This is a genomic window from Burkholderia sp. USMB20, from assembly GCF_000949135.2.
Classification (GTDB): domain Bacteria; phylum Pseudomonadota; class Gammaproteobacteria; order Burkholderiales; family Burkholderiaceae; genus Burkholderia.
Map to the genome: position 1 here is coordinate 259,315 of NZ_JTAN02000010.1, position 26,142 is coordinate 285,456.

A 26,142-nucleotide genomic window follows, 5' to 3' on the forward strand; every position below is an offset into this window, starting at 1 on the left:
ATGAGCCAAGATCTACTGACTATCCGCAATCTCGCGGTGAACTTCAACGGCCTGCCCGCGGTCGACCGGATCAACCTGTCGATCGCGCCGGGCGAGGTGGTGGGCGTCGTCGGCGAATCGGGCTCGGGCAAGAGCGTGACGATGATGGCGCTGATGGGCCTGATCGATGCGCCGGGCAAGGTGACGGCCGACGAGGTCACGTTCAACGGCGTGGACCTGCTGAAGGCGTCGCCGAAGGCGCGCCGCAAGATCGTCGGCAAGGACATCGCGATGGTGTTCCAGGACGCGCTGACGAGCCTGAACCCGAGCTACACGGTCGGCTACCAGATCAAGGAGGTGCTGAAGCTGCACGAAGGCCTGCGCGGCGACGCGCTGCACCGGCGCGCGCTCGAGCTGCTCGACCAGGTCGGCATTCCGGATGCGAAGAACCGCATCACGGCGTTCCCGCACCAGATGTCGGGCGGCATGAACCAGCGCGTGATGATCGCGATGGCGGTCGCGTGCAACCCGAAGCTGCTGATCGCCGACGAGCCGACCACCGCGCTCGACGTGACGATCCAGGCGCAGATCATGGACCTGCTCGTGAAGCTGCAGAAGGAGCGCGGGATGGCGCTCGTGCTGATCTCGCACGACCTGGCCGTCGTGTCGGAGGTCGCGCAGCGCGTCGCGGTGATGTATGCGGGCGAGGTCATCGAGACCAATCGCGTGCCGGACATCTTCCGTGCGCCGCATCATCCGTATACCGAAGCGCTGCTCGCGGCGATTCCCGAGCACAATCAGGGGGCGCGTCGCCTTGCCGCATTGCCGGGCATGGTGCCGGGCCGCGATGATCGCCCGTCCGGGTGCCTGTTCGCGCCGCGCTGCAAGTACGTCGTCGACGATTGCCGCAAGGCGCGTCCGGCGCTCGATACGCTGGTGCCGGCCAACGATGCGATGCGCGCGCGCTGCATCAAGCCGCTCAATGTTTCCAACCTCGACCTGACGGGAGGCGCACGATGAATGCAGTCCACGAAACGCGTGCCACGCCGCACGACGAGGAAGCGGTGCTGGTCGCCGACCGGCTCGCGAAGCACTACACGGTCAAGCGCGGGATGTTCGGGCAGGGCACGGTGAAGGCGCTGAACGGCGTGTCGTTCACGCTCAAGCGCGGCAAGACGCTCGCCGTCGTCGGCGAGTCGGGCTGCGGGAAATCGACGCTCGCGCGCCAGCTCACGATGATCGAGACGCCCACCTCGGGCCACCTGACGATCGACGGCAAGGACGTGGCCGGCGCGAGCCGCGAGACGGTCGCCGACCTGCGCCGTCGCGTGCAGATGGTGTTCCAGAACCCGTTCGCGTCGCTGAACCCGCGCAAGACCGTCGAGCAGACGCTCTCCGAGCCGCTCGAGATCAACGCGAACCTGACGGCCGCCGAACGCGCGCAGCGCGTCGCGCAGATCATGCGCACGGTCGGCCTGCGGCCCGAGCACGCGAAGCGTTATCCGCACATGTTCTCGGGCGGCCAGCGCCAGCGGGTCGCGATCGCGCGCGCGATGATCCTCGATCCGCGGATCGTAGTCGCCGACGAACCGGTGTCCGCGCTCGACGTGTCGATCCAGGCGCAGATCCTGAACCTGTTCATGGACCTGCAGGAGCAGTTCAAGACGAGCTACGTGTTCATCTCGCACAACCTGTCGGTGGTCGAGCACGTCGCCGACGACGTGATGGTGATGTACTTCGGCAGCGTCGCGGAGCTCGGCGACAAGGCGACGATCTACGCGCATCCGCGCCATCCGTACACGCGCGCGCTGATGTCGGCGACGCCGGCGATCTTCGAGGAAGACCGCCGCGTGCAGATCAAGCTGCAGGGCGAGCTGCCGTCGCCGCTCAATCCGCCGTCGGGCTGCGCGTTTCACCAGCGCTGCCCGTACGCGGTCGAGCGCTGCCGCGTCGAGGAACCGCAGCTGCGCGACGTCGACGGACGCCGCGTGGCCTGCCATCGCGCCGAGGAGGTAGGGGAGGTGAATGCCTGATGGTTTGGCGGCGCGCGCGCCTGGCGTGCGCCGTTCGGGGGGCGGCCGCGCGCGCGTGATGCGCGCGTGTCGCAATGCACGGCGCTGGAGCGTGCGCACGGTCACGGGCGCGGCGCTGGCCGGCGCGTGCGTGGCGGCCAGCGTGCTGGTCCCGGTCGACGCCGCGCGTGCCGAAGGGCGCGCGCCGGCGAGTTCGCCGATCCATCCGTCGCAGGTTCCGCCGCCCGGCATGAACCTGCCGGGCTTCCACGTGCCGTCCGTGTCGAACGGCACGGTCGCGCGCGGCACGGTGCGCGTGCAGCCGGCGCGCATGCCGTTCTATGTCGCCACCCGGGGCAGGGTCACGCTGTACGTGCTCGGCACGCTGCACACGGGCGACCCGTCCGACTATCCGCCCGCGCAGCCGTTCCGGCCGCGCATCCTCGCGGCGCTCGCCGCGTCGCCGACGCTCGCGCTCGAGCTGTCGCCGGACGATCTCCTCGAATCGCAGGACGACGTGTCGAAGTACGGCGTGTGCCGCTACCCGTGCCTGCAGCGCCTGCTGCCCGAGCCGCAGTGGCAGCGCCTAGCGGCGCGCCTGCGCGGCAACCCGGCCGCGCTCGCGGAGATCCGCCGGATGCGGCCGTGGCTCGCGGCGCTGGTCGTCGAAACCTACGACTCGCTGGCGGCCGGCCTGCAGACCGAGTACGGCACCGAGGCGCAGCTGCAGAACGTGTTCCTGAAGAAGAAGGGCGGCCGCGTGATCGGGCTCGAGACGCTCGCCGAGCAGATGCGCGCGTTCACCGGGCTGACGCTCGCCGAGCAGCGCGAGATGCTCGCGCAGGACATGGTGCAGACCCCGGCGCAGAACGCCGACGACATCAAGGCGCTGCACCGGCTGTGGCGAATTGGCGACGCCGACGCGATCTCGGCGTGGGCGGTCGCGAAGAGCGAGCGGCTGGCCCGTTCGAAGGCGCTGTCGGCGTCGATCGACAACAAGATCCTGTACGAGCGCAACCGGCGCTTCGTTGCACGGATGACGGCAATCGCCGCGCCGAACCGGCCGGTATTCGTGGCCATCGGCGCGCTGCATCTGGGCGGCCCGCGCGGCGTGCTCGAATTGTTGCGCCAGCAAGGGTATCAGGTCGACGCGAACTGATTGCGCCGCGCACCGCGCGCCGATCCTCCCCTGTTTGATCGACGAGATGCACGCGCTGCGAGGCGCCCGCGCGGCCACGCGGCTCGATAAGGAAAACCCTCGAATCTTCAGGAAATAGCGTTTAAAACGATTGACATCCGGTTCTGCCAATCTCTATTCTTCATCCCACAAGTTGAAAAAATGAAAAGAATAGATAAGTTCTACGGGGTAGCAGAAAACAAAGCGCGGGGTTAGCGTAGCCGGCACGTATGTAACGTGCCGGCCGCGGAGTGTCTGCATGCACGGCGGGGCCAAACATCGTCGGCACAACAAATGCATGCGACAGACTTGCGGCATAAGCAACGTTCCGTCGTCCGACCGGGGGAAGCAGCAAGCGGGCGGCGGCGGACGTTTTTTGATCCGGAGCATGTTTCCGGTCACCGTCGACAGACGGTTTCGGGGGGCGAATCGACAGACGGCGAAGTCCGCGGCGATTGCGCCAACAGAAAAGCGCCACGAGGGCGCTTTTTTCTTTTGTGGCGGCGGTTTTCGACCTGCGACGGCTGAGCGCTTCGACGACGCGTCACGCCGTCATGCGTCTTCCCCGGCCTGCAGCGCGCCGGGCGCGACGACGTCGACCCCCGCCGCTTCGAGCGCCGCGCGGATCCGTTTCGCGAACGCGAGCGCATGCGGGCCGTCGCCGTGCAGGCAGACCGTCTGCGCGTTGAGCGGCACCCACTCGCCGCTCACTGCCCGCACCTGCCGCTCGCGCACCATGTCGAGCGTGCGCGCGAGCACCGCATCTTCATCGTCGATCAGCGCGCCGGGCTGGCTGCGCGGCACGAGCGAGCCGTCCGCGCGGTAGCCGCGATCGGCGAACACTTCCTCCACCGCGGCGAGCCCCGCGTGGCGCGCGGCCGCGACGAACACGCTGTTCGCGAGCCCGAACACGGCCAGCGACGGATCGAAGTCGTGGATCGCGGACACCACCGCGTCGGCGATCAGCGGGTCGCGCGCGGCCTGGTTGTACAGCGCGCCGTGCGGCTTCACGTGCGCGATGCGGCCGCCCTCGGCCTGCGCGATCGCCGACAGCGCGCCGAGCTGGTACAGCACGCCCGCATAGATGTCGCCGGCCGGCAGCTGCATTTCCTTGCGGCCGAAATTCTCCGGGTCGTGAAAGCTCGGGTGCGCGCCGATCGACACGCCTTTCTGCACGGCCCAGCGCACGCAGTCGCGCATCGCGTTGGCGCCGCCCGCATGCCAGCCGCACGCGATGTTCGCCGACGTGACGAGGTCGAGCAGCGCCTCGTCCGATCCGCATCCTTCACCGAGATCGGCATTCAGATCGATTTCCATGATGTTCCTCGTCCACGGGTGCGTGGCGCGTCCTTCGTCCTGCTTCCGTCATTGTCACGCCGCGCGCGATTGCGCGCGGCGGCGCGTTTCCTCGCGCATCTCGATCGCGACGTCGATCTGGCGCAGATAGGCACGTTCTGCGACCAGGGCGGCGCGCGCGGCGTCGGGTGTCGTGCGCACGAAGCGGATCGGCAGGTTGAGCCGCGCCTGTGCGAGTTTCCAGAGATCCGCGCGGATCACCGTGCCGATCTTCGGATAGCCGCCGGTGGTCTGCGCGTCGTGCATCAGCACGATCGGCTGGCCGTTCGGCGGCACCTGGATCGTGCCGGGCAGCACCGCGTGCGACAGCAGCTCGACCGGCCGCTCGCGCACCAGTTCGGCGCCGGCGAGACGATAGCCCATCCGGTTGCTGTTCGCGGTGACGAGCCATTCCTCGTCCCAGAACGCCTGCTGCGAATCGGCCGCGAACGACGCGTAGTCGGGGCCCGGCAGCACGCGCACGGGCATCGCCCACGGCGCATGCGCGGGCCGGTGGCGGCGCGGCGGTTCGTCGACGGCACGAACGCGCACCACGCGGGCGCCTTCACGCGAATTCGGGCGCGTCGCCGCGAGGCAGCCGGCGCCGGCCGGCGGCACGCCGACCGGAGCCGGTCGCCGTCGCGCAGCGCGCGCCGCCGCAAGGCCGCCGAAGCGCGACGCGAGATCGGTGCTGCGCGAGCCGAGCATCGGCAGCACGTCGATGCCGCCCGCGATGCACAGGTAGCCGCGCATGCCGCGTTTCGCGGCCGGCAGCACAGCGTCTGGCCGGCGTCGACCGGCAGGCTCCACCAGGAATACACGGGCCGGCCGTCGAGCGTCGCGCCGAATTCGGTGCCGGTGATCGCGATGCGCGTCGCGCGCGTGAAGCGGAACGCGGCCGGGCCGATCGTGATTTCGACGGCCGCCGCGTCGGGGCGGTTGCCGACGAGCCGGTTGCCGACCTCGAGCGCGAGGCCGTCGAGCGCGCCGCCCTGCGCGACGCCGAGATGGCGCGTGCCGCGGCGGCCGAGATCCTGCACGGTCGACAGCGGGCCGGCGCGGACGACCTCGATCGTGCCCGGTGCGGTGTTCTGGCTCATGTCGCGTCGACTCCGGCAATGGTGAAGCGTACGCGGTCGCCGGGCAGCAGCAGCGTGGGCTGCGGCCGCGCCGGGTCGAACAGCACGTGCGACGTGCGGCCGATCAGCTGCCAGCCGCCGGGCGATGTGGCCGGATAGATGCCCGTCTGCGCACCGCCGATGCCGACCGAGCCGGCCGGCACCTCGAGGCGCGGGGCCGCGCGGCGCGGCGTGTGCAGCGACGCATCGAGGCCGCCGAGATACGCGAAGCCCGGCTGGAAGCCGACGAAGAACACGACGTAGGCGCCGGCCGCGTGGCGCGCGACGACTTCGTCGGCCGACAGCCCGGTGTGCGCGGCGACGGCGGCGAGGTCGGGACCGGCGGCACCGCCGTATTCGACCGGGATGTCGATTTCCCGGCCGTCCGCGTGCTCGACGTCGGCGGTTTCCCACGCGTCGCGCAGCGCCGGCGTGAGCGAGTCGGCCGTCGTGGCGAGCGCGTCGAACACGATCGTCAGGTTGTTCATGCCCGGCACGACGTCGATCACGTCGGGCCACGCGCGCGCGACCTCGGCGACGGCCCAGACGCGGCGCTGGCAATCGAGCGTGGCGGGCGGCGGTACCTCGCAGACGAGGGCGGCATCGCCGAGCGGATAAATGCGGGGTTGCGTCATCGGACTGGCACGGTTCGGACGGCAATGTTAGCGCACATTGTCAATAAAATATCGACAACTTCCCAATAAGCGTTTTCGCCTAGCCCGTATGTCCGGGCTTCTGGCGTACACTCGGCACACCCTGTCATCCGGCTTGCTCCGCCTTTCCATGAAGCGTCCTGCGACCAAGATCGTGTCATCCGAACACCTCGTTTCCGATTCGAGCGCGGAGCTGTCGGAACTCGAATACGGGCTCATCATGGCCGGCAACGCATTCAACCGCTGGATGGTGCGCTGCATGTCGGCCGCGGGCGCGAAGGACATGACGGCGGTCGAGGTGTCGCTGCTGCATCACGTGAGCCACCGCGAACGCAAGAAGAAGCTCGCCGACATCTGCTTCGTGCTCAATATCGAGGATACGCACGTCGCGACCTATGCGCTGAAAAAACTGATCGCGCGCGGCTATGTGAAGAGCGAGAAGAGCGGCAAGGAGGTGTTCTTCTTCGCGACCGACGCGGGCCGCGAGCTGTGCCTGAAGTATCGGGAGGTGCGCGAGCACTGCCTGATCGAGACGCTCAAGGACAGCGGCCTCACCAACGAGCAGATCGGCGACGCGGCGCAGTTGCTGCGCCACGCATCGGGCCTCTACGACACGGCCGCGCGCGCGGCGGCGTCGCTGTAAACGATTGCGGACGGGAGGGTGAACGCGGTGAGCGCGGTGACGCGCGGCATGCCGCTCACGCAGCAGCGCGCGCCGCGTCATCAGGCGGCGGGGTAAAGCGCGCCGTCGGTCACGATCCAGCGCATCGCGAGATCGTGCGCCTCGGCCGGCAGCGCATCGACGCGGCACGCTTCATACGCGATGCCGACCGTCACCGGCAGCGTGTCGCCGGGCCACACCGCGAGCGTGCGGTCGTAGTAGCCGCCGCCGTAGCCGAGCCGGTAGCGCTGCAGATCGAATCCCACGCACGGAATCAGCAGCAGGTCGGGCACGACGACGACGCCCGACGCCGGTTCCGGAATCCGGTGATGGCCTTCGCGCATCGGCGTATCCGCATCCCACGCATGGAACGCGAGCGGCGTGTGACGCTCGCCGATCACCGGCAGCGCGGCGCGGCGGCCCGTGCCGGCCGCGGCCCACGCGAGCACCGCGTCGCGCGCGTCGAATTCGCCCGGCAGCGGCCAGTAGAAGCCGACCGTCGCGGGCGCGAGGCGCTCGAGCAACAGGCGCAGCCGCGCGTCGAGCGCGGCGTTCGCAGCGGGCTGCGACGCGGCGTCGCGACGCGCGCCGGACAGCGTTTTGCGCAGTGCAACCTTCGGGTTCGGCACAGGGTTGCATGCTATGCTTTCGCTCACTTCGTGCTCCATTCATAACGATGTCGAACAGCCTTTTCCGAGTATATCGCGCGGTCGCGCTCACGCTTTCGGCCGCCGCGCTCGTCGCGGGCACGGCCGCGTGCGCCGCACCGGGCGACGACACGCTCGCCGGGGACGACCAGATCTTCGTGCAGCTGCGCGAGGCCGCGCGCCGCAACGACGCCGCGAAGGCCGCGCAGCTCGCGTCGATGATCCCGAACTATCCGGTCCCGTCCTACGTCGAGTATTTCCAGATCAAGCCGCAGCTGTTCGATTCGACCGGCCGCGCACGCGTCGACGCACCGGACGCGCCGGTGCAGTCGTTCCTGCAGCGCTACGACGGCCAGGCGATCGCCGACCGCCTGCGCAACGACTACCTGCTCGTGCTCGGCGCGCGTCACGACTGGCGCAACTTCGACGACCAGTACAAGCGCTTCGTGCTCGACGACGACACGCAGGTCAAGTGCTACGCGCTCGAATCGCGCGCGGCGCGCGGCGAGAACGTCGCCGAGGCGGCGCGTGCGCTGCTCGTCGAGCCGAAATACTACGGCGACGCCTGTGTCGACCTGATTACGGCGCTCACCGTCAACCAGCAGTTCACGAGCGACGACGTGTGGCAGCAGGCGCGCCTCGCGTACGAGCAGAACTACACGACGCTCGGCGGCAAGATCGTCGACGCGCTCGGCGCGCGCCCGGTCGGTTTCGACCAGGCGACCAGCGCGCCGCCGCTGTACCTCGCGCGCGGCGTCGGCCCCGACGCGGCATCGCACCAGCTCGCGCTGATCGCGCTCGGCCGCATGGCGCGCAACGATCCGGACGCGGCGGCCGGGATGCTGACCTCGATCGCCGGCTCGCTGACGAAGCAGGAGCAGGCGATCGCGTGGGGCGCGATCGGCTACCAGGGCGCGATCAAGCGCTCGGCGCTCGCGTCGGTCTGGTATGCGAAATCCGCGAACGCGCCGCTGTCGAACCCGGGCTACGAATGGCGCACGCGCGCCGCGCTGCTCGCCGGCAACTGGCCGATGGTGCGCTGGTCGATCGAACAGATGCCGCCGTCACTGCGCGACGATCCGGCATGGATCTACTGGCATGCGCGCGCGCTCAAGCAGAGCGGCGACACGCTGCAGGCGAACCAGGAATTCGAGCAGGTCGCGGGCCAGTACAACTTCTACGGGCAGCTCGCCGGCGAAGAGCTCGGCCAGCGCACGTCGATCCCGCCGCGCACGAAGGTGAGCGATGGCGACGTCGACGCGATGAGCAAGATCCCGGGCTTCGCGCTCGCGCAACGCTTCTACGGGCTGAACCTGCGTCTCGAAGGCAACCGCGAATGGAACTGGCCGCTGCGCGGGATGACCGATCGCCAGCTGCTCGCGGCCGCCGAATACGGCAAGCGCATCGACCTGCTCGACCGCACCGTCAACACGGCCGACCGCACGAAGGCCGAGCACGACTTCACGCTGCGCTACCCGTCGCCGTACCGTGACATCGTCGAGCGCTACGCGCAGTCGTCGGGCCTCGACATCGAATGGGCATACGGGCTGATCCGCCAGGAGTCGCGCTTCATCACGAACGCGCGTTCGTCGGTCGGCGCGGGCGGCCTGATGCAGCTGATGCCGGCTACCGCGCAGCTCGTCGCGAAGAAGCTCGGGATGGGCACGATCACGCGTGCGCAGATGCACGACATCAATACCAACATCCAGCTCGGCACCTGGTATCTGGCGGACATCTACAACAACTTCGACAGCTCGCCGGTGCTGGCAACCGCCGGCTACAACGCGGGCCCGGGCCGGCCGCGCCAGTGGCGCCAGGTGTTGACGCAGCCGGTCGAAGGCGCGATCTTCGCGGAGACGATTCCGTTCAACGAGACGCGCGACTACGTGAAGAACGTGCTGTCGAATACCGTCTACTACGCGGCGCTCTTCGAGGGCAAACCGCAGTCGTTGAAGAAACGCCTAGGCATGATCTCGCCCTGATCCGCAATCTTCACACTGCCGCGCGAGACGCGGCAGTGTTCTTTTGAGGACCCGAACATGGATCGCCAGACCGTCGCGCTGCTGGGCGGCACCGGCTTCATCGGCAGCCGGCTCGTCAACGCGCTGATCGACGCCGGCAAGCAGGTGCGGATCGGCACGCGGCGGCGCGAGCACGCACGCCACCTGCAGATGCTGCCGGTCGAGATCGTCGAGCTCGACGCGCTCGATACGCGCACGCTCGCCCGGTTCGTCGCCGGCGCGCATGCGGCCGTCAATCTCGTCGGCGTGCTGCACGGCGGCCGCGGCACGCCGTACGGGCCCGGGTTCGAGCGCGCGCACGTCGCGCTGCCGGCCGCGCTGGCCGCCGCGTGCGTCGAAGTCGGCGTGCGGCGCGTGCTGCACATGAGCGCGCTCGGCGCCGATTCGCACGGCCCGAGCATGTACCAGCGCTCGAAGGGCGACGGCGAGGCCGCGCTGCATGCGGTCGCGGCGACCGATTCGCTCGCGCTGACGATCTTCCGCCCGTCGGTCGTGTTCGGCCCCGGCGACGCATTCCTGAACACGTTCGCGAACCTGCAGCGCACGCTGCCGGTGCTGCCGCTCGCGATGCCCGACGCGCGCTTCCAGCCGGTGTTCGTCGGCGATGTCGTGCGCGCGTTCGTCAACACGCTGGATCTCGCGGCCGCGCACGGCAAGACCTACGAACTCGGCGGCCCGACCGTCTACACGCTCGAGCAGCTGGTGCGTTATTGCGGCACGCTGGTCGGCCGGCAGGCACGCATCGTGCGGCTGCCCGACGCGCTCGCGCGGCTGCAGGCGAGCGTGTTCGAATGCCTGCCCGGCGAGCCGGTGATCACGCGCGACAATCTCGCGTCGATGTCGGTGCCGAACGTGCTGTCCGGGCCGCTCGCACCGGAACTCGGGATCTCGCCCGCGAGTCTCGAGAGTATCGCGCCCGCGTATCTCGGCCATGCCGCGCGGCGCTCCCGCTTCGACTGGTTCCGCTCGCGCCGCCGCTAGGCGCCGCGGACCGTCGCTTCCTTCATTCACTTTCGCGCTTTCCGGAACACCGCCATGAAACTCGTCATTGGAGACAAGAACTACTCGTCGTGGTCGATGCGGCCGTGGCTGCTGCTCGCGCATTTCGGCATCCCGTTCGACGAGATCGCGATCGAGCTGCGTCGCGACGACACGGCCGCGCGCATCCGCGAGTATTCGCCGACCGGCAAGGTGCCGTGCCTGATCGACGACCACGGCGTCGCGATCTGGGATTCGCTCGCGATTGCCGAGACGCTCGCCGAGCGCTATCCGCAGTTCCCGATGTGGCCGGCCGATCCGCTCGATCGCGCGCATGCGCGCTGCATCTCGGCCGAGATGCATTCGGGCTTCGCCGCGCTGCGCACGCAGATGGGAATGAGCGTGCGTGCGTCGATGCCGGGGCGCGGCGCGACGCCCGAGGCGCTCGCCGACGTCGCGCGCATCGACGCGCTGTGGAGCGCGTGCATCGAGGCCTCGGGCGGCCCGTTCCTGTTCGGCGAATTCGGCATCGCCGATGCGATGTATGCGCCCGTCGTGATGCGCTTCAACACGTATGCGCCGGCGCTGTCGCCGGAAGCGGCCGGGTATGCGGCGCGCGTGACGGCACTGCCGGCGGTGCAGCGCTGGATCGATGGCGCGCGCCGCGAAACCAACGTGATCGCCGAATACGAACCGACGCCATGAACATCTACGCAGTAGGCGGAGCGATCCGCGACGAATTGCTCGGCGTGCCGGTGCAGGACCGCGACTACGTGGTGGTGGGCGCGACGCCCGAGCAGATGGCCGCGCAGGGCTTCCGGCCGGTCGGCAAGGATTTCCCCGTGTTCCTGCATCCGGGCACGCAGGAGGAATACGCGCTCGCGCGCACCGAGCGCAAGACGGCGGCCGGCTATCACGGCTTCCAGTTCTACTATGCGCCGGACGTGACGCTCGAAGAGGACCTCGCGCGGCGTGACCTGACGATCAACGCGATGGCGCGCGAAGTGAGCCCGGAGGGCGCGCTGGTCGGCCCGGTGATCGATCCGTTCGACGGGCAGGCCGACCTGCGCGCACGCGTGTTCCGGCATGTCGGCGACGCGTTCGTCGAGGATCCGGTGCGGATCCTGCGGATCGCGCGCTTTGCCGCGCGCTTCGCCGATTTCACGGTCGCGGACGACACGCTCGCGCTGATGCGGCGCATGGTCGACGCGGGCGAAGCGGATGCGCTGGTGCCCGAGCGCGTGTGGCAGGAGATCGCGCGCGGGCTGATGGAGGCGAAACCGTCGCGGATGTTCGCGGTGCTGCGCGACTGCGGCGCGCTCGCGCGCATCCTGCCCGAGGTCGACGCGCTGTGGGGCGTGCCGCAGCGCGCCGACTACCACCCGGAAGTCGATACGGGCGTGCACGTGATGATGGTCGTCGACTATGCGGCGAAGCAGGGCTACTCGCTGCCGGTGCGCTTCGCGGCGCTCACGCACGATCTCGGCAAGGCGACGACGCCCGCCGACGTGCTGCCGCGCCATGTCGGCCACGAAGGCCGCAGCGTCGACCTCATCAAGCCGCTGTGTGAGCGGCTGCGCGTGCCGAACGATTGCCGCGATCTCGCGCTGGTGGTCGCGCGCGAGCACGGCAACCTGCATCGCGTGATGGAAATGGGCGCGGCCGCGCTGGTGCGCTTCTTCGAGCGCAGCGACGCGCTGCGCAAGCCGGCGCGCTTCGCCGAGATGCTGCAGGCATGCGAAGCGGATGCGCGCGGCCGGCTCGGGCTCGACACGCAGCCGTATCCGCAGGCCGAGCGGCTGCGCGTGGCGCTGGTGGCGGCGCGCAGCGTCGACGCGGGCGCGATCGCGCGCGGTGTCGGCAACGATGCGATGCAGATCAAGGACGCCGTGCATCGCGCGCGGGTCGAGGCCGTCAAGCAGGCGCTGGCGATCGCGGAATAGGCGGGGGAGTTGGGGGAATCGGGGCGCGGACCGGGGCTGGGAACCGGGCTGTGAACTGGGTTGCAAACCGGGCCGGGAATCGGACTGGGAACCGGGGCTGGGAACCGGCTTGCGAACCGGGCCGCGAATCCGGCTGCGAATCAGGCCGTGAATCAGGCCGTGAATCAGGCCGTGAATCAGGCCGTGAATCGATTCCGCAAATCGTGCGGACCGCGCCGAGCGGTGCGCCGCCCGGCCGGCAGCCGTCATTTCTTCATGCGCTCGGCGGTGCGGCGCGCCGGCGTGGCGGCAGCCGGACGTTTGCCGGTGGCCGAACGGGACTTCCCGGCAGCCGTCTTGGCCGCGGCGCGGGCCGGCTTGTCGGCGGGCTGCGCGGCGTCCGCGTCGCGCTCCCGCTTCGGTGCCGGTTCGCGGCGGCTCACGCGCGGCTCGCCCGGCGTCGCGCCGGCATCGCGCGCGAGCAGCCTGATTTTCATCGCGGCGGACCCCAACTCGGCGCAGTTGTCGTCGAAGAGGGGCAGCGTGCCGACCGCGATCAGCTCCGCGGGCCCGTCGCCGACGTTCGCGACGCGATGGCGCTTCCTCGCGTCGAAGTGCAGCGAATCACCGGGCGACAGCGGGTAATCCTTCTTGCCGATCGTGTAGCAGAGCCGGCCGGTCAGCACGTACACGAACTCGTCGCCGCCGTGCGCGACCCATTCCGACCGGTAGCCCTCCATCATCCGGACCTTGAGCGCGTTGATCTGGCTGCCGTCGAAGGTAGTGGACAGCCGCTCGTACCACTGCGACGCGGCGTCGACCGCGTACGGTTCGCGGCGGCCCGCGTGCGAGTCGGGCTGCGCCTGGCGCGGCTGGTCGATCAGCGTGCTGAGCGGTACGTCGAGCGCTTTCGCGACGTTGACGAGCGATGACAGCGAGATGCCGGTCAGATGGCGCTCGACCTGCGACAGGAACCCGACCGACAGGTTCGCTTCGGTCGCGACTTCCAGCAGCGTTTTCTTCGCTTCCCGGCGCAGGCGGCGAATGCGCTGGCCGATACGCATGATGTCTGAATCCATGGATCTCTTTCGTGGCAACGAGTCGGGAGGCGAGCGAGGGGGGCGGTGCAGTCGCCGGACGTTGCCGTTCCGCGAATCGCACGAAGCACGGCCGTCGGGACGACGATGCGGGCGCATTGTACCGCGCAGTCGCGCCGGTCCGCCGCCACGCCGCGCACGGCGGTGCCGCCGTCGCGCACCGCACGCACCGGTAATTTTAGCCCTACGAAAATTTTAGCTTGACCTCAATTTCACCGTGCTCTAGATTCTGTCGCACGCATCAAACAAAGTTAAGTGAGACAAAAATTTTCCCGAGAGCCTGCTGCGGGAACGGCACCACGGCCCGGCTGCCCGCCGGGCCGCGAGTCGTCCGCGCGCGGGCAGCGTGCCGGGTGAGGCGGGCGCCATGCCGCGTGACGCCGCCGGCCGCCGACAACAATCCATAACGGGTATCCGATGATCGATCGACTGAAATACAGCTTCTCCGGCCTTCCCCCGTACGACGCGTCCGTCGCCGACACGCAGGCCGGCCTGTCGCGCCTGCTCGACGCCGCCCGGCTCGACGCGGTCGTGGTCACGTCGCAGGACGAGTACATCACCGAATACCTGCCGCGCCGCAACAATCCGCGCTACGCGCTGTCGGGCTTCGACGGCTCGGCCGGCTGCGGCATCTTCCTGAGCGCGGCGACCGCCGAGGCGCTCGGTGTGCCGCCGTTCGTGCTGTTCGTCGACGGCCGCTATCACCTGCAGGCCGAACAGCAGTGCGACCCGGCGCGCGTGCGCATCGAGAAGCTCGGGATGAGCGTGACGATCTGGCAGGCGCTGGCCGACTGGCTGCTCGCGCACGCGAGCCGGCTCGCACGGGTCGGCTACGACGCGCTGCGGATCAGCGTCGCGCAGCGCGACCGGCTGGTCGAGCAGACGCAGGCGGCGTCGCTCGACTGGACGGGCCTCGTCGAGCGCGAGATCGACCGCGCGATCGCGCTGCCGGGCTGGGTGGTCGAGCGGCCGATCTTCGAGCTGCCGGACGCGATGACCGGCGCGAGCGTCGCGCAGAACCTCGACGCGCTGAACCGGCGGCTCGCCGTGCACACCGGCGCTGCGCCCGGCACGACCGCGTTCTTCACGTGCGCGTCGGACGACCTCGCGTACCTGCTGAACAGCCGCGGCTATCACATCCCGAATGCGTCGTCGCACCTCGGCTTCCTGTTCGCTATCGGCGAGCAGGTCGCGCTGTTCCTGCCGGAGGGCTGCGACCGCTGCCCGGTCGAACTGGCGTCGTATCCGGCGCTGCACGTGATCCGGCGCGACTTCGCCGAACTGGAGCGCTTCCTCGCGCGGTTCGCGGTCGAGCACGTGTGTTACGGCTTCGAGTCGGTCAACTGCGCGCTCGTCGAGTCGGTGCGCCGCGTGTGGCCGCACGCGCGGCACGCCGACTTCAACCCGGTCGAGGCGCTGCGCGCCGGCAAGACGCCGGCGGTGCTCGACCGGTTCCGCGACGCGTTCGCGCGCAGTTCGGCGGCGATCGCCGAAACGATGCGCTGGGCGAAGGCCGGCGAGCCGGGGCAGCGCCATACCGAGTACGACCTGGCCCGCACGATCAACGACGCGTACGGCGCCCGCTCGGCGGTCGCGCTGACGTTCCCGTCCATCGCGGCGAACGGCGCGAACAGCGCGTTCGCGCACTACACGGCGGCGAGCGCCGACGTCGAGCTGACCGAAGGCGAACTCGTGCTGCTCGACAGCGGCGCGTATTACGACGCCGGTTTCGCGACGGACTGCACGCGCGTCGTGCTGCGCCGCACGCGGCCGGAGACGGTCGCGCAGCCGTGGCAACGCGAGATCTACACGGTCGCGCTGAAGGCCTGCATCAAGGGGCTCGTCACGCGCTTCCCGAAGACGGCGACGGGCGGCGACGTCGACGCGGCGGTGCGTCAGGTATGCCGCGACCACGGCTACGATTTCGGTCACGGCACCGGGCACGGTGTCGGGATCCACGTGCACGAGGGCGGCGTGCGGTTCGCGCCGGGCGCGCAGTACGGGCTGGTGCCGAACGCGGTGATTTCGGTCGAGCCGGGCATCTACGTGGCGGGCAAGGGCGGCGTGCGGATCGAGAACATCGTGATCGTGCGCGCGGACGACGACGCATCGGACACCGTCGCGTTCGAGAACATCGTCACGGTCGGCTACGACTGGGACCTGATCGACGTCGAACTGCTGAACGACGACGAGCGCGCGTACCTGCGCGACTACGAACGGCTTTGCGTGGAACGCGGCACGCAGGTCACTGCGTGTCCGCTGCTGTAAGGCGGGGAAGGGGCGCGCGGCCGCAGGCGGGCCGCGCGATGCACGCGCGGCGCGTCGATGCGCCGGCGTGATCGGTCCGTCGGGAATCCGTACGTCAGAGAATCGGTATGTCCGTGAAACGGTACGTCAGTGAAACGGTACGTCAGAGAATCGGTGCGTCAGGGAATCCGTACGTCAGGGAATCAGTACGTCGGAGAATCAGCGCATCAGCGCCGATACCCGCCCGTCGGGCCCGTAGACGCCGGCCGGCGCGGGCGCCGAGCGCAGCACCGCGAGCGCGCGCTCGTTGTAGTCCATCCGGATCCGGATCAGCATCCCGTTGGTCGCATTGGCCTGGCGCGCGCGTTCGGCGGCCTGCAGCAGCAACTGCCAGCGGCCGGCGAGGCGTGCGTCGCGCTCGGCGGCCTGGTCCATCCCTTTCTTGCCGGCCGGAAAGCCGAGCGCGGACAGCTGCGTGTCGCGCGTGCGTTCGAGCTGCGCGAGCCGGTCGATCAGCGCGCTCTTCTTCTCGACGATGCCGGGCAGCATTTCAAGCGGCTCCGGCGTCGTCAGCGCCTTTTCCTCGTAGGCGAGCAGGGACGCGAACGCTTCGACCGTCGCGTGTTCGTCGTTGACCGTGGCCAGCAGCTCTTCTCTCATCGCGTCATGCTCGTCGCGCCGGCACGCGGGGCCGCATGCCGGCAAACCAGGGGACCGGTCAGGGCGTGACGGGCCCCGGGCCGGCTCAGTTGCCCTGCGAGCGCTGCTGTTGCAGCAGGTCGCGGGCGGTATTCAATACGCCGTCGGCGATCTTGTTCACGTCGATCGTCAACGTGCCGTTGTTCAGCGCGTCCTTGATCGACTGGACGAGGGCCGTGTCGATGTCGGCGCTGCCGGAGGCCGACAGCGAACGCAGCTGGCCGGACAGACCCGACAGGTTCACGCTCGTGTCGCCGCCGGTCGATCCTGCGTCGGCCGCCTGCGCGGACGACGACGAAGCCGCGCCGGATTGCGCGCGGGCCGCGCCGTTGCCGGTCGACGCGAGTGGGCTCGGGTTCGGAGTGGAATCGATCTTCACGATGGGGTTTCCTGGACGGTATGACCCAGATAACGGCCGGGTCGGCCCGAACTTTAGCATCGTGAGCCCGAAATTCTCCGAATAAACAATTCTTTACAATCTTGCGGTGCGATCCGGCCCTACAGCGGAATTTCCACGGTCCCGGCATCCTTGACGATCGCCGTGACGATTTGCCCCGCGGCCATCCGGACCCGCACCGACTGTCCCGGCGCCGCATTCGCGAGCGCGCTGCCCTCGGCCGAGATCGTGAAGCCGGGCCCGGCCGCGACGACCCGTACCGTCTGGCCGGCCGACACCGACGCGGCGCTCTTCAGCATGTCCTGGCGCAGTGGCAGCCCGGCCGAGATCCGCGCCAGCGCGGTCGCGCCGACCGCCTGCGCGGGATCGGTGATCACCGCGAGCGGCAGCACCGTCAGGTCGCCTTCGCGCGCGACGAGGTCGGCCGCGGTGAGCGGCTCGCCGGGCGCGATCTGGCGCGCGGCGACGTAATAGGTGGCCTGCACGGCGACCTTCGCCTGCAGGTAGACGGTCCACGGCCGCTCGCCCGCGCAGCGCACGCCGACCGTCGTGCGGCCCCACAGGCGCGCGCCGGTCGGCAGGAACGGCTCGAGCGTCGTGCACGCGGCGAGCCCGCGCGGAAACGCGGCCGCGACGGTCGCGGTCGTCTTGCCCGGCAGGCCCGCGACCTGCTGCTGCAGGAATGCGAGCGCCGTGCGCCGGATCGTGTCGGGGTCCTGCTGGCCGGGCGGTGTCGCCGCTGGCGCGGCGGCGGCTCGAGCCGCGTGGGAGCGCGCCGAGGTGCGCGCGGGGGGGCGCGGCTGAGCGGAGCGGGCGCGCAGGCGCGCGGCGATGGCGTCGCGTGGAATTCGATGGCGTCGCTGCCCGGCGACGACGGGTCGCGACGCGCCGGTCGGGCGCGCTGGGACCAAACTGCGTCGCGGCGTTCGCGTGTTCGCGGCGTCGTGGCGTTCGTGCGCGGGCGGCGTAGCGCGCCGCGTCGCGCGCACGCAGCCGGCGGCGGGACGTTCATCACGACCATCGAGCCAGCCGGCTGCGCCGCGTAGCCGGCCGCGGCCGCGCCGGTCACGCCGGCAGCACCACCCGCGCCACCTGCGCCACCCGCGCCACCTGCGCCACCCGCACCGACTGCACCGACTGCACCGACCGTCGTGGCCACACCTGTACCCGTACCCGAAGCCGTCCCCGCATTCCCGCCGAACTGACCGCCACTGGCCGCGTTCGCCTGCGCGAGCGCGGTCTCGGCCGTTTCGCCGCGGCCGGGAATCACGATCATCCCGTCGTCCGCGTGCGCGGCCGGCACCGCGAGCCACAGCGCCGCGGCGAGCGCGAACGCACGCGACCTGCGCGTGCCGCGTCCGTGGTTGCCGCGAAGTGCGCTGCCTGTCATCGCCGTGTCCTCGAAGCCGTTGATCCGATTCGCATTCTAGGGAGCCGGGCCGTCGCGCAAACGATGAATAGAGGGGGCCTTTGCCGCGTTATTCGTCCGATTGCCGGTTGCGCCCGCCGCCTACCATCGCTGTCATGGAAAAAAGCCCCTTGGGTCGCCATCCGGCGCAACGGGCGTGCAGCGCTTCATACGGAGAGACGCACACATGCTGGACAAACTCGATGCCGAATTCGCGTTCGGCCGACAGGCGCTCGACGTGCGCGCCTATCGGCAGGAACTGCTGTCGTCGAACATCGCGAACGCCGACACGCCCGGCTACCAGGCTCGCGACGCCGATTTCGCGTCGACCCTCGCGCGCTCGCTGAAGCAGGCCGGCGGCGGCCTCGCGCCGAGCAACGCCGCGCAGCTGCCGATGGCGCAGCCGGCCGGCGTGGCGAGCGGGATGACGATGGCGTCGACGGCACCCGGCCACATGGCCGGCACCGCGAAGCTGATGCCGACCGGCGGCCCGGCCGATGACTACGGCCGCGCGCAGTACCGGATGCCGCTGCAGCCGTCGCTCGACGGCAACACGGTCGATCTCGACGTCGAGCGCGTGCAGTTCGCGAACAACGCGCTGCACTACGAAACCGGGATGACCGTGATGACCCAGCAGATCAAGGCGATGATCGCCGCGATCTCGACGAACTCGTAAGCGCAACCGAACCCGAGCACAAGCACCAGGAGCCTCCATGCCCTCGTTGATGAACATCTTCGGCGTCGCCGGTTCGGCGCTGTCCGCGCAATCGCAGCGCCTGAACGTCACCGCGTCGAACCTCGCAAACGCCGACAGCGCGACCGGCCCCGACGGCAAGCCGTACAAGGCCAAGCAGGTCGTATTCGCGACCGACCCGATGGGCGGCGCGCGCACCGCGTCCGGCCAGGGCGTGGGCGGCGTGCGCGTGACGAAGGTCGTCGACGATCCGTCGCCGATGAAGTCGACCTACGACCCGGCGAACCCGGCCGCCGACGCGAACGGCTACGTGCAGATGCCGAACGTCGATCCGGTGCAGGAGATGGTGAACATGATCTCGGCGTCGCGCTCGTACCAGGCCAACGTCGAGACGCTGAACACCGCGAAGACGCTGATGCTCAAGACGCTGACGATCGGCACGTAAGCCGCGCGCCGAGCGACCTTCCACACCCGGGCCCAGACCCGACCGTTTCGACACAAGGCTACCCAGGATGACTTCCTCCAGCACGACGATCGGCAGCAGCGGCACCAACGTGTCGACCCTGCCGACCGACACGATGAACACCAACAACGTGTCGACGACCGGCACCTCGGCGAGCGACCTGCAGGCGACGTTCCTGAAGCTGCTCGTCACGCAGTTGCAGAACCAGGATCCGACGAGCCCGGTCGACAGCTCGCAGATGACGTCGCAGCTCGCGCAGATCAACACGGTGAGCGGCATCGCGCAGCTGAATACGTCGCTCACGTCGCTGTCGACGCAACTCGCGGCCGGCCAGCAGACGCAGGCCGCGCTGCTGATCGGCACGAACGTGCTCGCGCCGGGCAACAGCGTCGCGGTGAAGAGCGGCGCGGCATCGCCGTTCGGCGTGTCGCTCACGAGCGACGTGTCGAACCTGACGATCACCGTGAAGAACAGCGCGGGCGTCGTCGTGAACACGATCAACGCGGGCCAGCAGTCGGCCGGCACGGTGCCGTTCAACTGGACGCCGACGGATACGGCCGGCAACGCGCTGCCGGACGGCAAGTACACCGTGAGCGCGCAGTACACGGGCAGCGACGGCAAGACGTACGCGCCGACCGTGCTCGCGGCCGCACAGGTACAGAGCGTGATCAAGCAGGCCGACGGCACGGCGGGGCTCGTGCTGTCGAACGGCACGACGGTGGGCTTGACCCAGGTCGCGTCGATTTTCCCGAACACCGCGTCGTCGTCGTCCGGCGGCACGACCACCAGCAACTGATCCAGCTTTCTCGAAAACGGAGACCGAAATGGGTTATCAACAGGGTCTGAGCGGCCTCGCCGGCGCATCGAACGCGCTCGACGTGATCGGCAACAACATCGCGAACGCGAACACGGTCGGCTTCAAGTCGAGCACCGCGCAGTTCTCCGACATGTACGCGAACTCGCTCGCGACGTCGGTCAACACGCAGATCGGGATCGGCACGACGCTCGCGTCGGTGCAGCAGCAGTTCGGCCAGGGCACGATCAACACGACGAACTCGTCGCTCGACGTCGCGATCAACGGCAACGGCTTCTTCCAGATGTCGAACAACGGCGTGACGACGTACTCGCGCGACGGCACGTTCCAGCGCGACAAGAACGGCTTCATCGTCAACTCGGCGGGCGCGAACCTGATGGGCTACGCGGCCGGCAAGAACGGCGTGCTGAACACCGCGCAGACCGTGGCGCTGCAGGCGCCGACGACCAACATCGCGCCGACCCCGACGACCAAGATCACCGGCCAGTTCAACCTGAACTCGCAGGACACGGTGCCGGCCAAGACGCCGTTCGACCCGACCGACACCACGACGTACAACTATTCGACGTCGATCCAGGTGTACGACTCGCTCGGCGGCTCGCAGGCGGTCAACATGTATTTCGTGAAGTCGGCGGCCGGCTCGTGGGAAGCCTACGCGGGCGTGCAGGGCGGCACCGCGACCGACCTCGGCACGGTCACGTTCGACACGTCGGGCGCGATCCAGAGCACGACGCTGCCGGGTTCCGCGACGCCGACCGCGTCGCTCGGCCAGTTCCAGTTCACCGTGCCGACCACCGACGGCTCGGCGACGCCGCAGAACCTCACGCTCGACCTGACCGGCACCACGCAGTACGGCGGCAAGGACGGCGTGAACAACCTCGCGCAGGACGGCTACGCGAGCGGCACGCTGACGACCTTCTCGATCGGCTCGGACGGCAAGCTGACCGGCAACTACTCGAACGGCCAGACGGCGGTGCTCGGCCAGATCGCGATCGCGAACTTCAACAACCCGAACGGGCTGACCAGCCTCGGCGGCAACCAGTACGCCGAGACGGCCGCGTCGGGCGTGCCGCAGATCTCCGCGCCGGGCAGCACGAACCACGGCACGCTGCAGGGCAGCGCGTTGGAGAACTCGAACGTCGACCTGACGTCGCAGCTCGTCAACCTGATCACCGCGCAGCGCAACTACCAGGCGAACGCGCAGACGATCAAGACGCAGCAGACCGTCGACCAGACGCTCATCAACCTGTAACGCGCGGATAACCGGCAGCCATGGACCGACTGATCTACACGGCGATGACGGGCGCGTCGCAGTCGCTCGACCAGCAGGCGATCGTCGCGAACAACCTCGCGAACGCGTCGACGACGGGTTTTCGCGCGCAGCTCGCGACCTACCGCGCGGTGCCGATGAATTTCGGCGACGGCAGCAACATCGACCCGACGACGACGCGCACCTACGTGCTCGCGTCGACGCCCGGCGCGGATTACGCGCCGGGTCCGATCACGCGCACCGGCAACCCGCTCGACGTCGCCGTGCAGGGCGCCGGCTGGCTGTCGGTGCAGACCGCCGACGGCAGCGAGGCCTACACGCGCGCCGGCAACCTGCACGTCGATGAAAACGGCCAGCTCGTCAACGCGAGCAACCTGCCGGTGCTCGGCAACGGCGGCCCGATCTCGGTGCCGCCGAACGCGGAAGTGACGATCGGCAAGGACGGCACGGTGTCCGCGCTGATGCCGGGCGACCCGCCGACGGCGGTCGCGATCGTCGACCAGATGAAGCTCGTGAACCCCGACCCGGCCACGCTCGCGCGCGGCAACGACGGGCTGTTCCGCACCGCCGACGGCAATCCGGCCGACGCCGACCCGACCGTGGTCGTCACACCGAATTCGCTCGAAGGCAGCAACGTGAACCCGGTGACCGCGATGGTCGCGATGATCGACAACGCACGGGCGTTCCAGCTGCAGTCGAAGCTGATCCAGACGGCCGACCAGAACGAGCAGTCGGCGAACCAGTTGCTCAACTTCAGCTGAGCGGCCCGGCCCTCGCACCCAGGAGAAGATTCAACATGAACCGTTCGCTCTACATTGCCGCCACCGGCATGAATGCGCAGCAGGCGCAGATGGACGTGATCTCGAACAACCTCGCGAACACCAGCACGAACGGCTTCAAGGCGTCGCGCGCGGTGTTCGAGGATCTGCTGTACCAGACCATCCGCCAGCCGGGCGCGAACTCGACGCAGCAGACCGAGCTGCCGTCGGGCCTGCAGCTCGGCACCGGCGTGCAGCAGGTCGCGACCGAGCGTCTGTACACGCAGGGTGGCCTCACGCAGACCGGCAACTCGAAGGACGTCGCGATCAACGGCGCGGGCTTCTTCCAGGTGCTGATGCCGGACGGCACGAACGCGTACACGCGCGACGGATCGTTCCAGACCAACGCACAGGGCCAGCTCGTCACGTCGAGCGGCTACCAGATCCTGCCGGCGATCACGGTGCCGCAGAACGCGCAGTCGCTGACGATCGGCAAGGACGGCGTCGTGTCGGTCACGCAGCCGGGCTCGAGCAACGCGGTGCAGATCGGCTCGCTGCAGATCGCGACCTTCATCAACCCGGCCGGCCTCGAGGCGAAGGGCGAGAACCTGTTCGCCGAGACCACGTCGTCGGGCGCGCCGAACGTGTCGCAGCCGGGCCTGAACGGCGCGGGCGTGCTCAACCAGGGCTATGTCGAGGCGTCGAACGTGAACGTCGTGCAGGAGCTCGTCAACATGATCCAGACGCAGCGTGCCTACGAGATCAACAGCAAGGCCGTGACGACGTCCGACCAGATGCTGCAGACCGTCACGCAGATGAAGAGCTAACCGGAACGTCCCGTCGTCGCCATGAAGCAGGTTCGCCTCCTCCCGTCAGCCCCCGTCCGCGCCGCGTGCGCGGTCGCGGTGGCTGCGCTCGCCGGTTGCGCGCAGATTCCGCGCGACCCGATCATCCAGCAGCCGATGACGGCGCAGCCGCCGATGCCGATGTCGATGCAGGCGCCCGGCTCGATCTACAACCCCGGTTATGCGGGGCGGCCGCTGTTCGAGGATCAGCGGCCGCGCAACGTCGGCGACATCCTGACGATCATGATCGCGGAGAACATCAACGCGACCAAGTCGTCGGGCGCGAACACGAACCGCCAGGGCAACACCGACTTCAACGTGCCGACGGCCGGCTTCCTCGGCGGGCTGTTCGCGAAGGCGAACCTGTCGGCGGCCGGCACCAACAAGTTCGCGGCCACCGGCGGCGCGAGCGCGGCGAACACGTTCAACGGCACGATCACGGTGACCGTCACCAACGTGCTGCCGAACGGCAACCTCGTGGTCAGCGGCGAGAAGCAGATGCTGATCAACCAGGGCAACGAATTCGTGCGCTTCTCGGGGGTCGTCAACCCGAACACGATCTCGGGCGCGAACTCCGTCTATTCGACGCAGGTCGCCGACGCGAAGATCGAATACTCGTCGAAGGGCTACATCAACGAAGCCGAGACGATGGGCTGGCTGCAGCGCTTCTTCCTCAACATCGCACCGTGGTGATGACGATGCAGCAGCCTCTTCTCCACCGCCTGTCGTCCCGTGCGCGTGCCGTCGCGCGGATCGCCGCCGCGTTCGTGCTGGCGGCGTGCGCGCTCGGCGCGGCACCCGCGCACGCGGAGCGCCTGAAGGACCTCGCGCAGATCCAGGGCGTGCGCGACAACCCGCTGATCGGCTATGGCCTCGTCGTCGGCCTCGACGGCACGGGCGACCAGACGATGCAGACGCCGTTCACGACGCAGACGCTCGCGAACATGCTCGCGAACCTCGGCATCTCGATCAACAACGGCTCGGCCAACGGCGGGCCGTCGTCGCTGAACAACATGCAGCTGAAGAACGTCGCGGCCGTGATGGTGACCGCGACGCTGCCGCCGTTCGCGCGGCCGGGCGAGGCGCTCGACGTGACCGTGTCGTCGCTCGGCAACGCGAAGAGCCTGCGCGGCGGCACGCTGCTGCTCACGCCGCTGAAGGGCGCGGACGGGCAGGTGTACGCGCTCGCGCAGGGCAACATGGCGGTCGGCGGCGCGGGCGCCAGCGCGAACGGCAGCCGCGTGCAGGTGAACCAGCTCGCGGCCGGCCGGATCGTCGGCGGCGCGATCGTCGAGCGGGCGGTGCCGAACGCGATCGCGCAGATGAACGGCGTGCTGCAGCTGCAGCTGAACGACATGGACTACGGCACCGCGCAGCGGATCGTGTCCGCGGTCAATTCGAGCTTCGGCCCGGGCACCGCGACGGCGCTCGACGGCCGCACGATCCAGCTCGCCGCGCCGGCGGATTCCGCGCAGCAGGTCGCGTTCATGGCGCGCCTGCAGAACCTCGACGTGAGCCCGGACAAGGCCGCCGCGAAGGTGATCCTGAACGCGCGCACCGGCTCGATCGTGATGAACCAGATGGTCACGCTGCAGAGCTGCGCGGTCGCGCACGGCAACCTGTCGGTGGTCGTCAACACGCAGCCGGTGGTGTCGCAGCCGGGGCCGTTCTCGAACGGGCAGACGGTGGTCGCGCAGCAGTCGCAGATCCAGCTGAAGCAGGACAACGGCGCGCTCAAGATGGTGACGGCCGGCGCGAACCTGGCCGACGTCGTGAAGGCGCTGAACACGCTCGGCGCGACGCCGGCGGACCTGATGTCGATCCTGCAGGCGATGAAGGCGGCCGGCGCGCTGCGCGCAGACCTGGAGGTGATCTGAATGGCGGCGAATCTTCCGAACGCGAACGACCTGACGCAGCGCTTCGCCCTCGACGTGCAGGGCTTCGACGCGCTGCGCGCGCAGGCGAAGCAGTCGCCGCAGGCCGGTGCGAAGGCGGTCGCGGGCCAGTTCGACGCGATGTTCACGCAGATGATGCTCAAGAGCATGCGCGACGCGTCGCCCGACGGCGGGCTGCTCGATTCGCACACGTCGAAGATGTACACGTCGATGCTCGACCAGCAGCTCGCGCAGCAGATGTCGAAGCGCGGGATCGGCGTGGCCGACGCGCTGATGAAGCAGCTGCTGCGCAACGCGGGGCAGGGCACGGGCAGCGACACGGCGGCCGACGCGGGCGCGGCCGGGCTCGCTGCGGCGGGCCTGGGTGCGGCCGGCTCGGGCACGTCGGGCAACGAAGGCAGCCTCGCCGCGATGAACGCGATGGCGCGGGCCTACGCGAACGCGGCGAACAACGGCGGGCTCGCCGGCTCGCGCGGCTACACGGCCGGCAGCGCACTGACGCCGCCGCTGAAGGGCGCGAGCGGCGTGCAGGACGCCGACGCGTTCGTCGACCGGCTCGCCGGCCCGGCGCAGGCGGCGAGCGCGACCACCGGCATCCCGGCGCGCTTCATCGTCGGCCAGGCCGCGCTCGAATCGGGCTGGGGCAAGCGCGAGATCCGCGCGAGCGACGGCTCGACGAGCTACAACGTGTTCGGCATCAAGGCGAACAAGGGCTGGACGGGCCGCACGGTGTCGGCGCTGACGACCGAATACGTGAACGGCACGCCGCGCCGCGTCGTCGCGAAATTCCGCGCGTACGACTCGTACGAGCACGCGATGACCGACTACGCGAACCTGCTGAAGAACAACCCGCGCTATGCGGGCGTGCTCAGCGCGAGCCGCAGCGTCGAGGGTTTCGCGCACGGAATGCAGAAGGCCGGTTACGCGACCGACCCGAATTACGCGAAGAAGCTGATCTCGATCATGCAGCAGATCGGCTGACGGGGCAGGGCCGCAACGGCCCCGCCTGCCGCCGTTTTTACAATCTTACGAACCGTGCCCGGCATCCCGCC

At 69.3% G+C, this 26,142-nt stretch carries 25 protein-coding genes and 1 pseudogene; 18 read left to right on the top strand and 8 right to left on the bottom strand.

What is annotated here, in order from left to right; genetic code table 11:
* The 3 genes from PL79_RS12380 to PL79_RS12390 are packed head-to-tail and all read left to right on the top strand — an operon-like array spanning nt 1 to nt 3,150.
* On the top strand, nt 1–999 hold the full coding sequence (locus PL79_RS12380) for an ABC transporter ATP-binding protein (RefSeq protein WP_044848857.1): 999 nt from the start codon (nt 1–3) through the stop codon (nt 997–999).
* A complete protein-coding gene (locus tag PL79_RS12385; protein WP_044848858.1) occupies nt 996–2,012 on the top strand; it encodes a peptide ABC transporter ATP-binding protein in 1,017 nt (338 codons plus the stop codon). The genes PL79_RS12380 and PL79_RS12385 overlap by 4 nt, the downstream gene beginning before the upstream one ends.
* Nucleotides 2,005–3,150, top strand: coding sequence for a TraB/GumN family protein (locus PL79_RS12390; protein WP_044848859.1), 1,146 nt, complete (start codon nt 2,005–2,007; stop codon nt 3,148–3,150). The genes PL79_RS12385 and PL79_RS12390 overlap by 8 nt, the downstream gene beginning before the upstream one ends.
* Nucleotides 3,151–3,720: 570 nt before the next feature.
* Here PL79_RS12390 and pxpA read toward each other — a convergent pair.
* The 3 genes and pseudogenes from pxpA to pxpB all read right to left on the bottom strand — a co-directional run bounded on the left by pxpA (nt 3,721) and on the right by pxpB (nt 6,256).
* Nucleotides 3,721–4,485 carry a 5-oxoprolinase subunit PxpA gene (gene pxpA / locus PL79_RS12395; protein WP_044848860.1) on the bottom strand — a complete coding sequence of 255 codons (765 nt, stop codon included), beginning with the start codon at nt 4,483–4,485 and terminating at the stop codon, nt 3,721–3,723.
* Between the two features lie 54 nt (nt 4,486–4,539).
* Nucleotides 4,540–5,603, bottom strand: a pseudogene (locus PL79_RS12400) (biotin-dependent carboxyltransferase family protein).
* Nucleotides 5,600–6,256 (bottom strand): 5-oxoprolinase subunit PxpB, encoded by a 657-nt coding sequence (gene pxpB / locus PL79_RS12405; RefSeq protein WP_044847862.1) that lies wholly within the window; start codon nt 6,254–6,256, stop codon nt 5,600–5,602. The pseudogene PL79_RS12400 and the gene pxpB overlap by 4 nt, the downstream one beginning before the upstream one ends.
* Nucleotides 6,257–6,404: 148 nt before the next feature.
* Between pxpB and PL79_RS12410 the strand changes: the two genes are divergently transcribed.
* Entirely contained in the window at nt 6,405–6,917 is a 513-nt protein-coding gene (locus tag PL79_RS12410; RefSeq protein WP_044847863.1) for a winged helix DNA-binding protein, read from the top strand.
* 80 nt (nt 6,918–6,997) lie between these two features.
* Here the strand turns inward: PL79_RS12410 and PL79_RS12415 are convergent, their stop codons facing one another.
* Complete coding sequence (locus PL79_RS12415) at nt 6,998–7,603, bottom strand: 5-formyltetrahydrofolate cyclo-ligase (RefSeq protein WP_044847864.1); 606 nt, start codon at nt 7,601–7,603, stop codon at nt 6,998–7,000.
* An 8-nt stretch (nt 7,604–7,611) separates the two neighbouring features.
* Between PL79_RS12415 and PL79_RS12420 the strand changes: the two genes are divergently transcribed.
* Genes PL79_RS12420 through PL79_RS12435 form a run of 4 tightly spaced genes read left to right on the top strand, consistent with a single transcriptional unit; the run spans nt 7,612 to nt 12,524 of the window.
* Nucleotides 7,612–9,564 carry a lytic transglycosylase domain-containing protein gene (locus tag PL79_RS12420; RefSeq protein ID WP_044847865.1) on the top strand — a complete coding sequence of 651 codons (1,953 nt, stop codon included), beginning with the start codon at nt 7,612–7,614 and terminating at the stop codon, nt 9,562–9,564.
* A 57-nt stretch (nt 9,565–9,621) separates the two neighbouring features.
* On the top strand, nt 9,622–10,584 hold the full coding sequence (locus tag PL79_RS12425) for a complex I NDUFA9 subunit family protein (protein WP_044847866.1): 963 nt from the start codon (nt 9,622–9,624) through the stop codon (nt 10,582–10,584).
* A gap of 54 nt (nt 10,585–10,638) precedes the next feature.
* A complete protein-coding gene (locus PL79_RS12430) occupies nt 10,639–11,286 on the top strand; it encodes a glutathione S-transferase family protein (RefSeq protein WP_044847867.1) in 648 nt (215 codons plus the stop codon).
* Nucleotides 11,283–12,524, top strand: coding sequence for a multifunctional CCA addition/repair protein (locus tag PL79_RS12435; protein ID WP_044847868.1), 1,242 nt, complete (start codon nt 11,283–11,285; stop codon nt 12,522–12,524). The genes PL79_RS12430 and PL79_RS12435 overlap by 4 nt, the downstream gene beginning before the upstream one ends.
* Before the next feature lie 245 nt (nt 12,525–12,769).
* Here PL79_RS12435 and PL79_RS12440 read toward each other — a convergent pair whose 3' ends face one another.
* On the bottom strand, nt 12,770–13,582 hold the full coding sequence (locus PL79_RS12440; RefSeq protein ID WP_044847869.1) for a helix-turn-helix domain-containing protein: 813 nt from the start codon (nt 13,580–13,582) through the stop codon (nt 12,770–12,772).
* A 435-nt stretch (nt 13,583–14,017) separates the two neighbouring features.
* On the opposite strand from PL79_RS12440, the gene PL79_RS12450 reads away from it, so the two are divergent.
* On the top strand, nt 14,018–15,868 hold the full coding sequence (locus PL79_RS12450) for a M24 family metallopeptidase (RefSeq protein ID WP_044847870.1): 1,851 nt from the start codon (nt 14,018–14,020) through the stop codon (nt 15,866–15,868).
* Between the two features lie 198 nt (nt 15,869–16,066).
* On the opposite strand, the gene PL79_RS12455 is transcribed toward PL79_RS12450, so the two are convergent.
* From PL79_RS12455 to flgA, 3 genes are all read right to left on the bottom strand, one after another.
* Entirely contained in the window at nt 16,067–16,507 is a 441-nt protein-coding gene (locus tag PL79_RS12455; protein ID WP_039317824.1) for a flagella synthesis protein FlgN, read from the bottom strand.
* A gap of 85 nt (nt 16,508–16,592) precedes the next feature.
* Nucleotides 16,593–16,925, bottom strand: coding sequence for a flagellar biosynthesis anti-sigma factor FlgM (gene flgM, locus PL79_RS12460; RefSeq protein ID WP_044847871.1), 333 nt, complete (start codon nt 16,923–16,925; stop codon nt 16,593–16,595).
* A 119-nt stretch (nt 16,926–17,044) separates the two neighbouring features.
* Nucleotides 17,045–17,854, bottom strand: a complete 810-nt coding sequence (flgA, locus tag PL79_RS36605) for a flagellar basal body P-ring formation chaperone FlgA (protein ID WP_235879257.1) — start codon at nt 17,852–17,854, stop codon at nt 17,045–17,047.
* A 684-nt stretch (nt 17,855–18,538) separates the two neighbouring features.
* Here flgA and PL79_RS12470 point away from each other — a divergent pair.
* From PL79_RS12470 to flgJ, 9 genes are all read left to right on the top strand, one after another.
* Complete coding sequence (locus tag PL79_RS12470; RefSeq protein WP_044847873.1) at nt 18,539–19,027, top strand: flagellar basal body rod protein FlgB; 489 nt, start codon at nt 18,539–18,541, stop codon at nt 19,025–19,027.
* 37 nt (nt 19,028–19,064) lie between these two features.
* Nucleotides 19,065–19,490, top strand: coding sequence for a flagellar basal body rod protein FlgC (gene flgC / locus PL79_RS12475; protein WP_044847874.1), 426 nt, complete (start codon nt 19,065–19,067; stop codon nt 19,488–19,490).
* A 67-nt stretch (nt 19,491–19,557) separates the two neighbouring features.
* A complete protein-coding gene (locus PL79_RS12480) occupies nt 19,558–20,304 on the top strand; it encodes a flagellar hook assembly protein FlgD (RefSeq protein ID WP_044847875.1) in 747 nt (248 codons plus the stop codon).
* Between the two features lie 28 nt (nt 20,305–20,332).
* Nucleotides 20,333–21,574 (top strand): flagellar hook protein FlgE, encoded by a 1,242-nt coding sequence (gene flgE, locus PL79_RS12485; RefSeq protein ID WP_044847876.1) that lies wholly within the window; start codon nt 20,333–20,335, stop codon nt 21,572–21,574.
* 20 nt (nt 21,575–21,594) lie between these two features.
* On the top strand, nt 21,595–22,353 hold the full coding sequence (gene flgF / locus PL79_RS12490; protein ID WP_044847877.1) for a flagellar basal-body rod protein FlgF: 759 nt from the start codon (nt 21,595–21,597) through the stop codon (nt 22,351–22,353).
* A 35-nt stretch (nt 22,354–22,388) separates the two neighbouring features.
* Nucleotides 22,389–23,177 (top strand): flagellar basal-body rod protein FlgG, encoded by a 789-nt coding sequence (gene flgG, locus PL79_RS12495; RefSeq protein ID WP_014895799.1) that lies wholly within the window; start codon nt 22,389–22,391, stop codon nt 23,175–23,177.
* A gap of 21 nt (nt 23,178–23,198) precedes the next feature.
* Complete coding sequence (gene flgH, locus PL79_RS12500; protein WP_044847878.1) at nt 23,199–23,888, top strand: flagellar basal body L-ring protein FlgH; 690 nt, start codon at nt 23,199–23,201, stop codon at nt 23,886–23,888.
* 5 nt (nt 23,889–23,893) lie between these two features.
* A complete protein-coding gene (locus tag PL79_RS12505; RefSeq protein ID WP_044847897.1) occupies nt 23,894–25,072 on the top strand; it encodes a flagellar basal body P-ring protein FlgI in 1,179 nt (392 codons plus the stop codon).
* Entirely contained in the window at nt 25,073–26,071 is a 999-nt protein-coding gene (flgJ, locus tag PL79_RS12510; protein ID WP_044847879.1) for a flagellar assembly peptidoglycan hydrolase FlgJ, read from the top strand.
* Nucleotides 26,072–26,142 lie beyond the last annotated feature (71 nt).

Excerpts from the sequence above, each read along its gene's own strand:
- PL79_RS12440 (WP_044847869.1), bottom strand. The coding sequence starts at position 13,582 with ATGGATTCAGACATCATGCGTATCGGCCAGCGCATTCGCCGCCTGCGC.
- flgH (WP_044847878.1), top strand. The coding sequence starts at position 23,199 with ATGAAGCAGGTTCGCCTCCTCCCGTCAGCCCCCGTCCGCGCCGCGTGC.
- PL79_RS12455 (WP_039317824.1), bottom strand. The coding sequence starts at position 16,507 with ATGAGAGAAGAGCTGCTGGCCACGGTCAACGACGAACACGCGACGGTC.
- pxpA (WP_044848860.1), bottom strand. The coding sequence starts at position 4,485 with ATGGAAATCGATCTGAATGCCGATCTCGGTGAAGGATGCGGATCGGAC.
- PL79_RS12470 (WP_044847873.1), top strand. The coding sequence starts at position 18,539 with ATGCTGGACAAACTCGATGCCGAATTCGCGTTCGGCCGACAGGCGCTC.
- flgC (WP_044847874.1), top strand. The coding sequence starts at position 19,065 with ATGCCCTCGTTGATGAACATCTTCGGCGTCGCCGGTTCGGCGCTGTCC.
- PL79_RS12415 (WP_044847864.1), bottom strand. The coding sequence starts at position 7,603 with ATGGAGCACGAAGTGAGCGAAAGCATAGCATGCAACCCTGTGCCGAAC.
- PL79_RS12410 (WP_044847863.1), top strand. The coding sequence starts at position 6,405 with ATGAAGCGTCCTGCGACCAAGATCGTGTCATCCGAACACCTCGTTTCC.
- PL79_RS12385 (WP_044848858.1), top strand. The coding sequence starts at position 996 with ATGAATGCAGTCCACGAAACGCGTGCCACGCCGCACGACGAGGAAGCG.
- flgF (WP_044847877.1), top strand. The coding sequence starts at position 21,595 with ATGGACCGACTGATCTACACGGCGATGACGGGCGCGTCGCAGTCGCTC.
- PL79_RS12430 (WP_044847867.1), top strand. The coding sequence starts at position 10,639 with ATGAAACTCGTCATTGGAGACAAGAACTACTCGTCGTGGTCGATGCGG.
- flgG (WP_014895799.1), top strand. The coding sequence starts at position 22,389 with ATGAACCGTTCGCTCTACATTGCCGCCACCGGCATGAATGCGCAGCAG.
- PL79_RS12505 (WP_044847897.1), top strand. The coding sequence starts at position 23,894 with ATGCAGCAGCCTCTTCTCCACCGCCTGTCGTCCCGTGCGCGTGCCGTC.
- PL79_RS12480 (WP_044847875.1), top strand. The coding sequence starts at position 19,558 with ATGACTTCCTCCAGCACGACGATCGGCAGCAGCGGCACCAACGTGTCG.
- PL79_RS12435 (WP_044847868.1), top strand. The coding sequence starts at position 11,283 with ATGAACATCTACGCAGTAGGCGGAGCGATCCGCGACGAATTGCTCGGC.
- pxpB (WP_044847862.1), bottom strand. The coding sequence starts at position 6,256 with ATGACGCAACCCCGCATTTATCCGCTCGGCGATGCCGCCCTCGTCTGC.
- PL79_RS12450 (WP_044847870.1), top strand. The coding sequence starts at position 14,018 with ATGATCGATCGACTGAAATACAGCTTCTCCGGCCTTCCCCCGTACGAC.
- PL79_RS12380 (WP_044848857.1), top strand. The coding sequence starts at position 1 with ATGAGCCAAGATCTACTGACTATCCGCAATCTCGCGGTGAACTTCAAC.
- flgJ (WP_044847879.1), top strand. The coding sequence starts at position 25,073 with ATGGCGGCGAATCTTCCGAACGCGAACGACCTGACGCAGCGCTTCGCC.
- flgE (WP_044847876.1), top strand. The coding sequence starts at position 20,333 with ATGGGTTATCAACAGGGTCTGAGCGGCCTCGCCGGCGCATCGAACGCG.
- PL79_RS12390 (WP_044848859.1), top strand. The coding sequence starts at position 2,005 with ATGCCTGATGGTTTGGCGGCGCGCGCGCCTGGCGTGCGCCGTTCGGGG.
- PL79_RS12425 (WP_044847866.1), top strand. The coding sequence starts at position 9,622 with ATGGATCGCCAGACCGTCGCGCTGCTGGGCGGCACCGGCTTCATCGGC.
- PL79_RS12420 (WP_044847865.1), top strand. The coding sequence starts at position 7,612 with ATGTCGAACAGCCTTTTCCGAGTATATCGCGCGGTCGCGCTCACGCTT.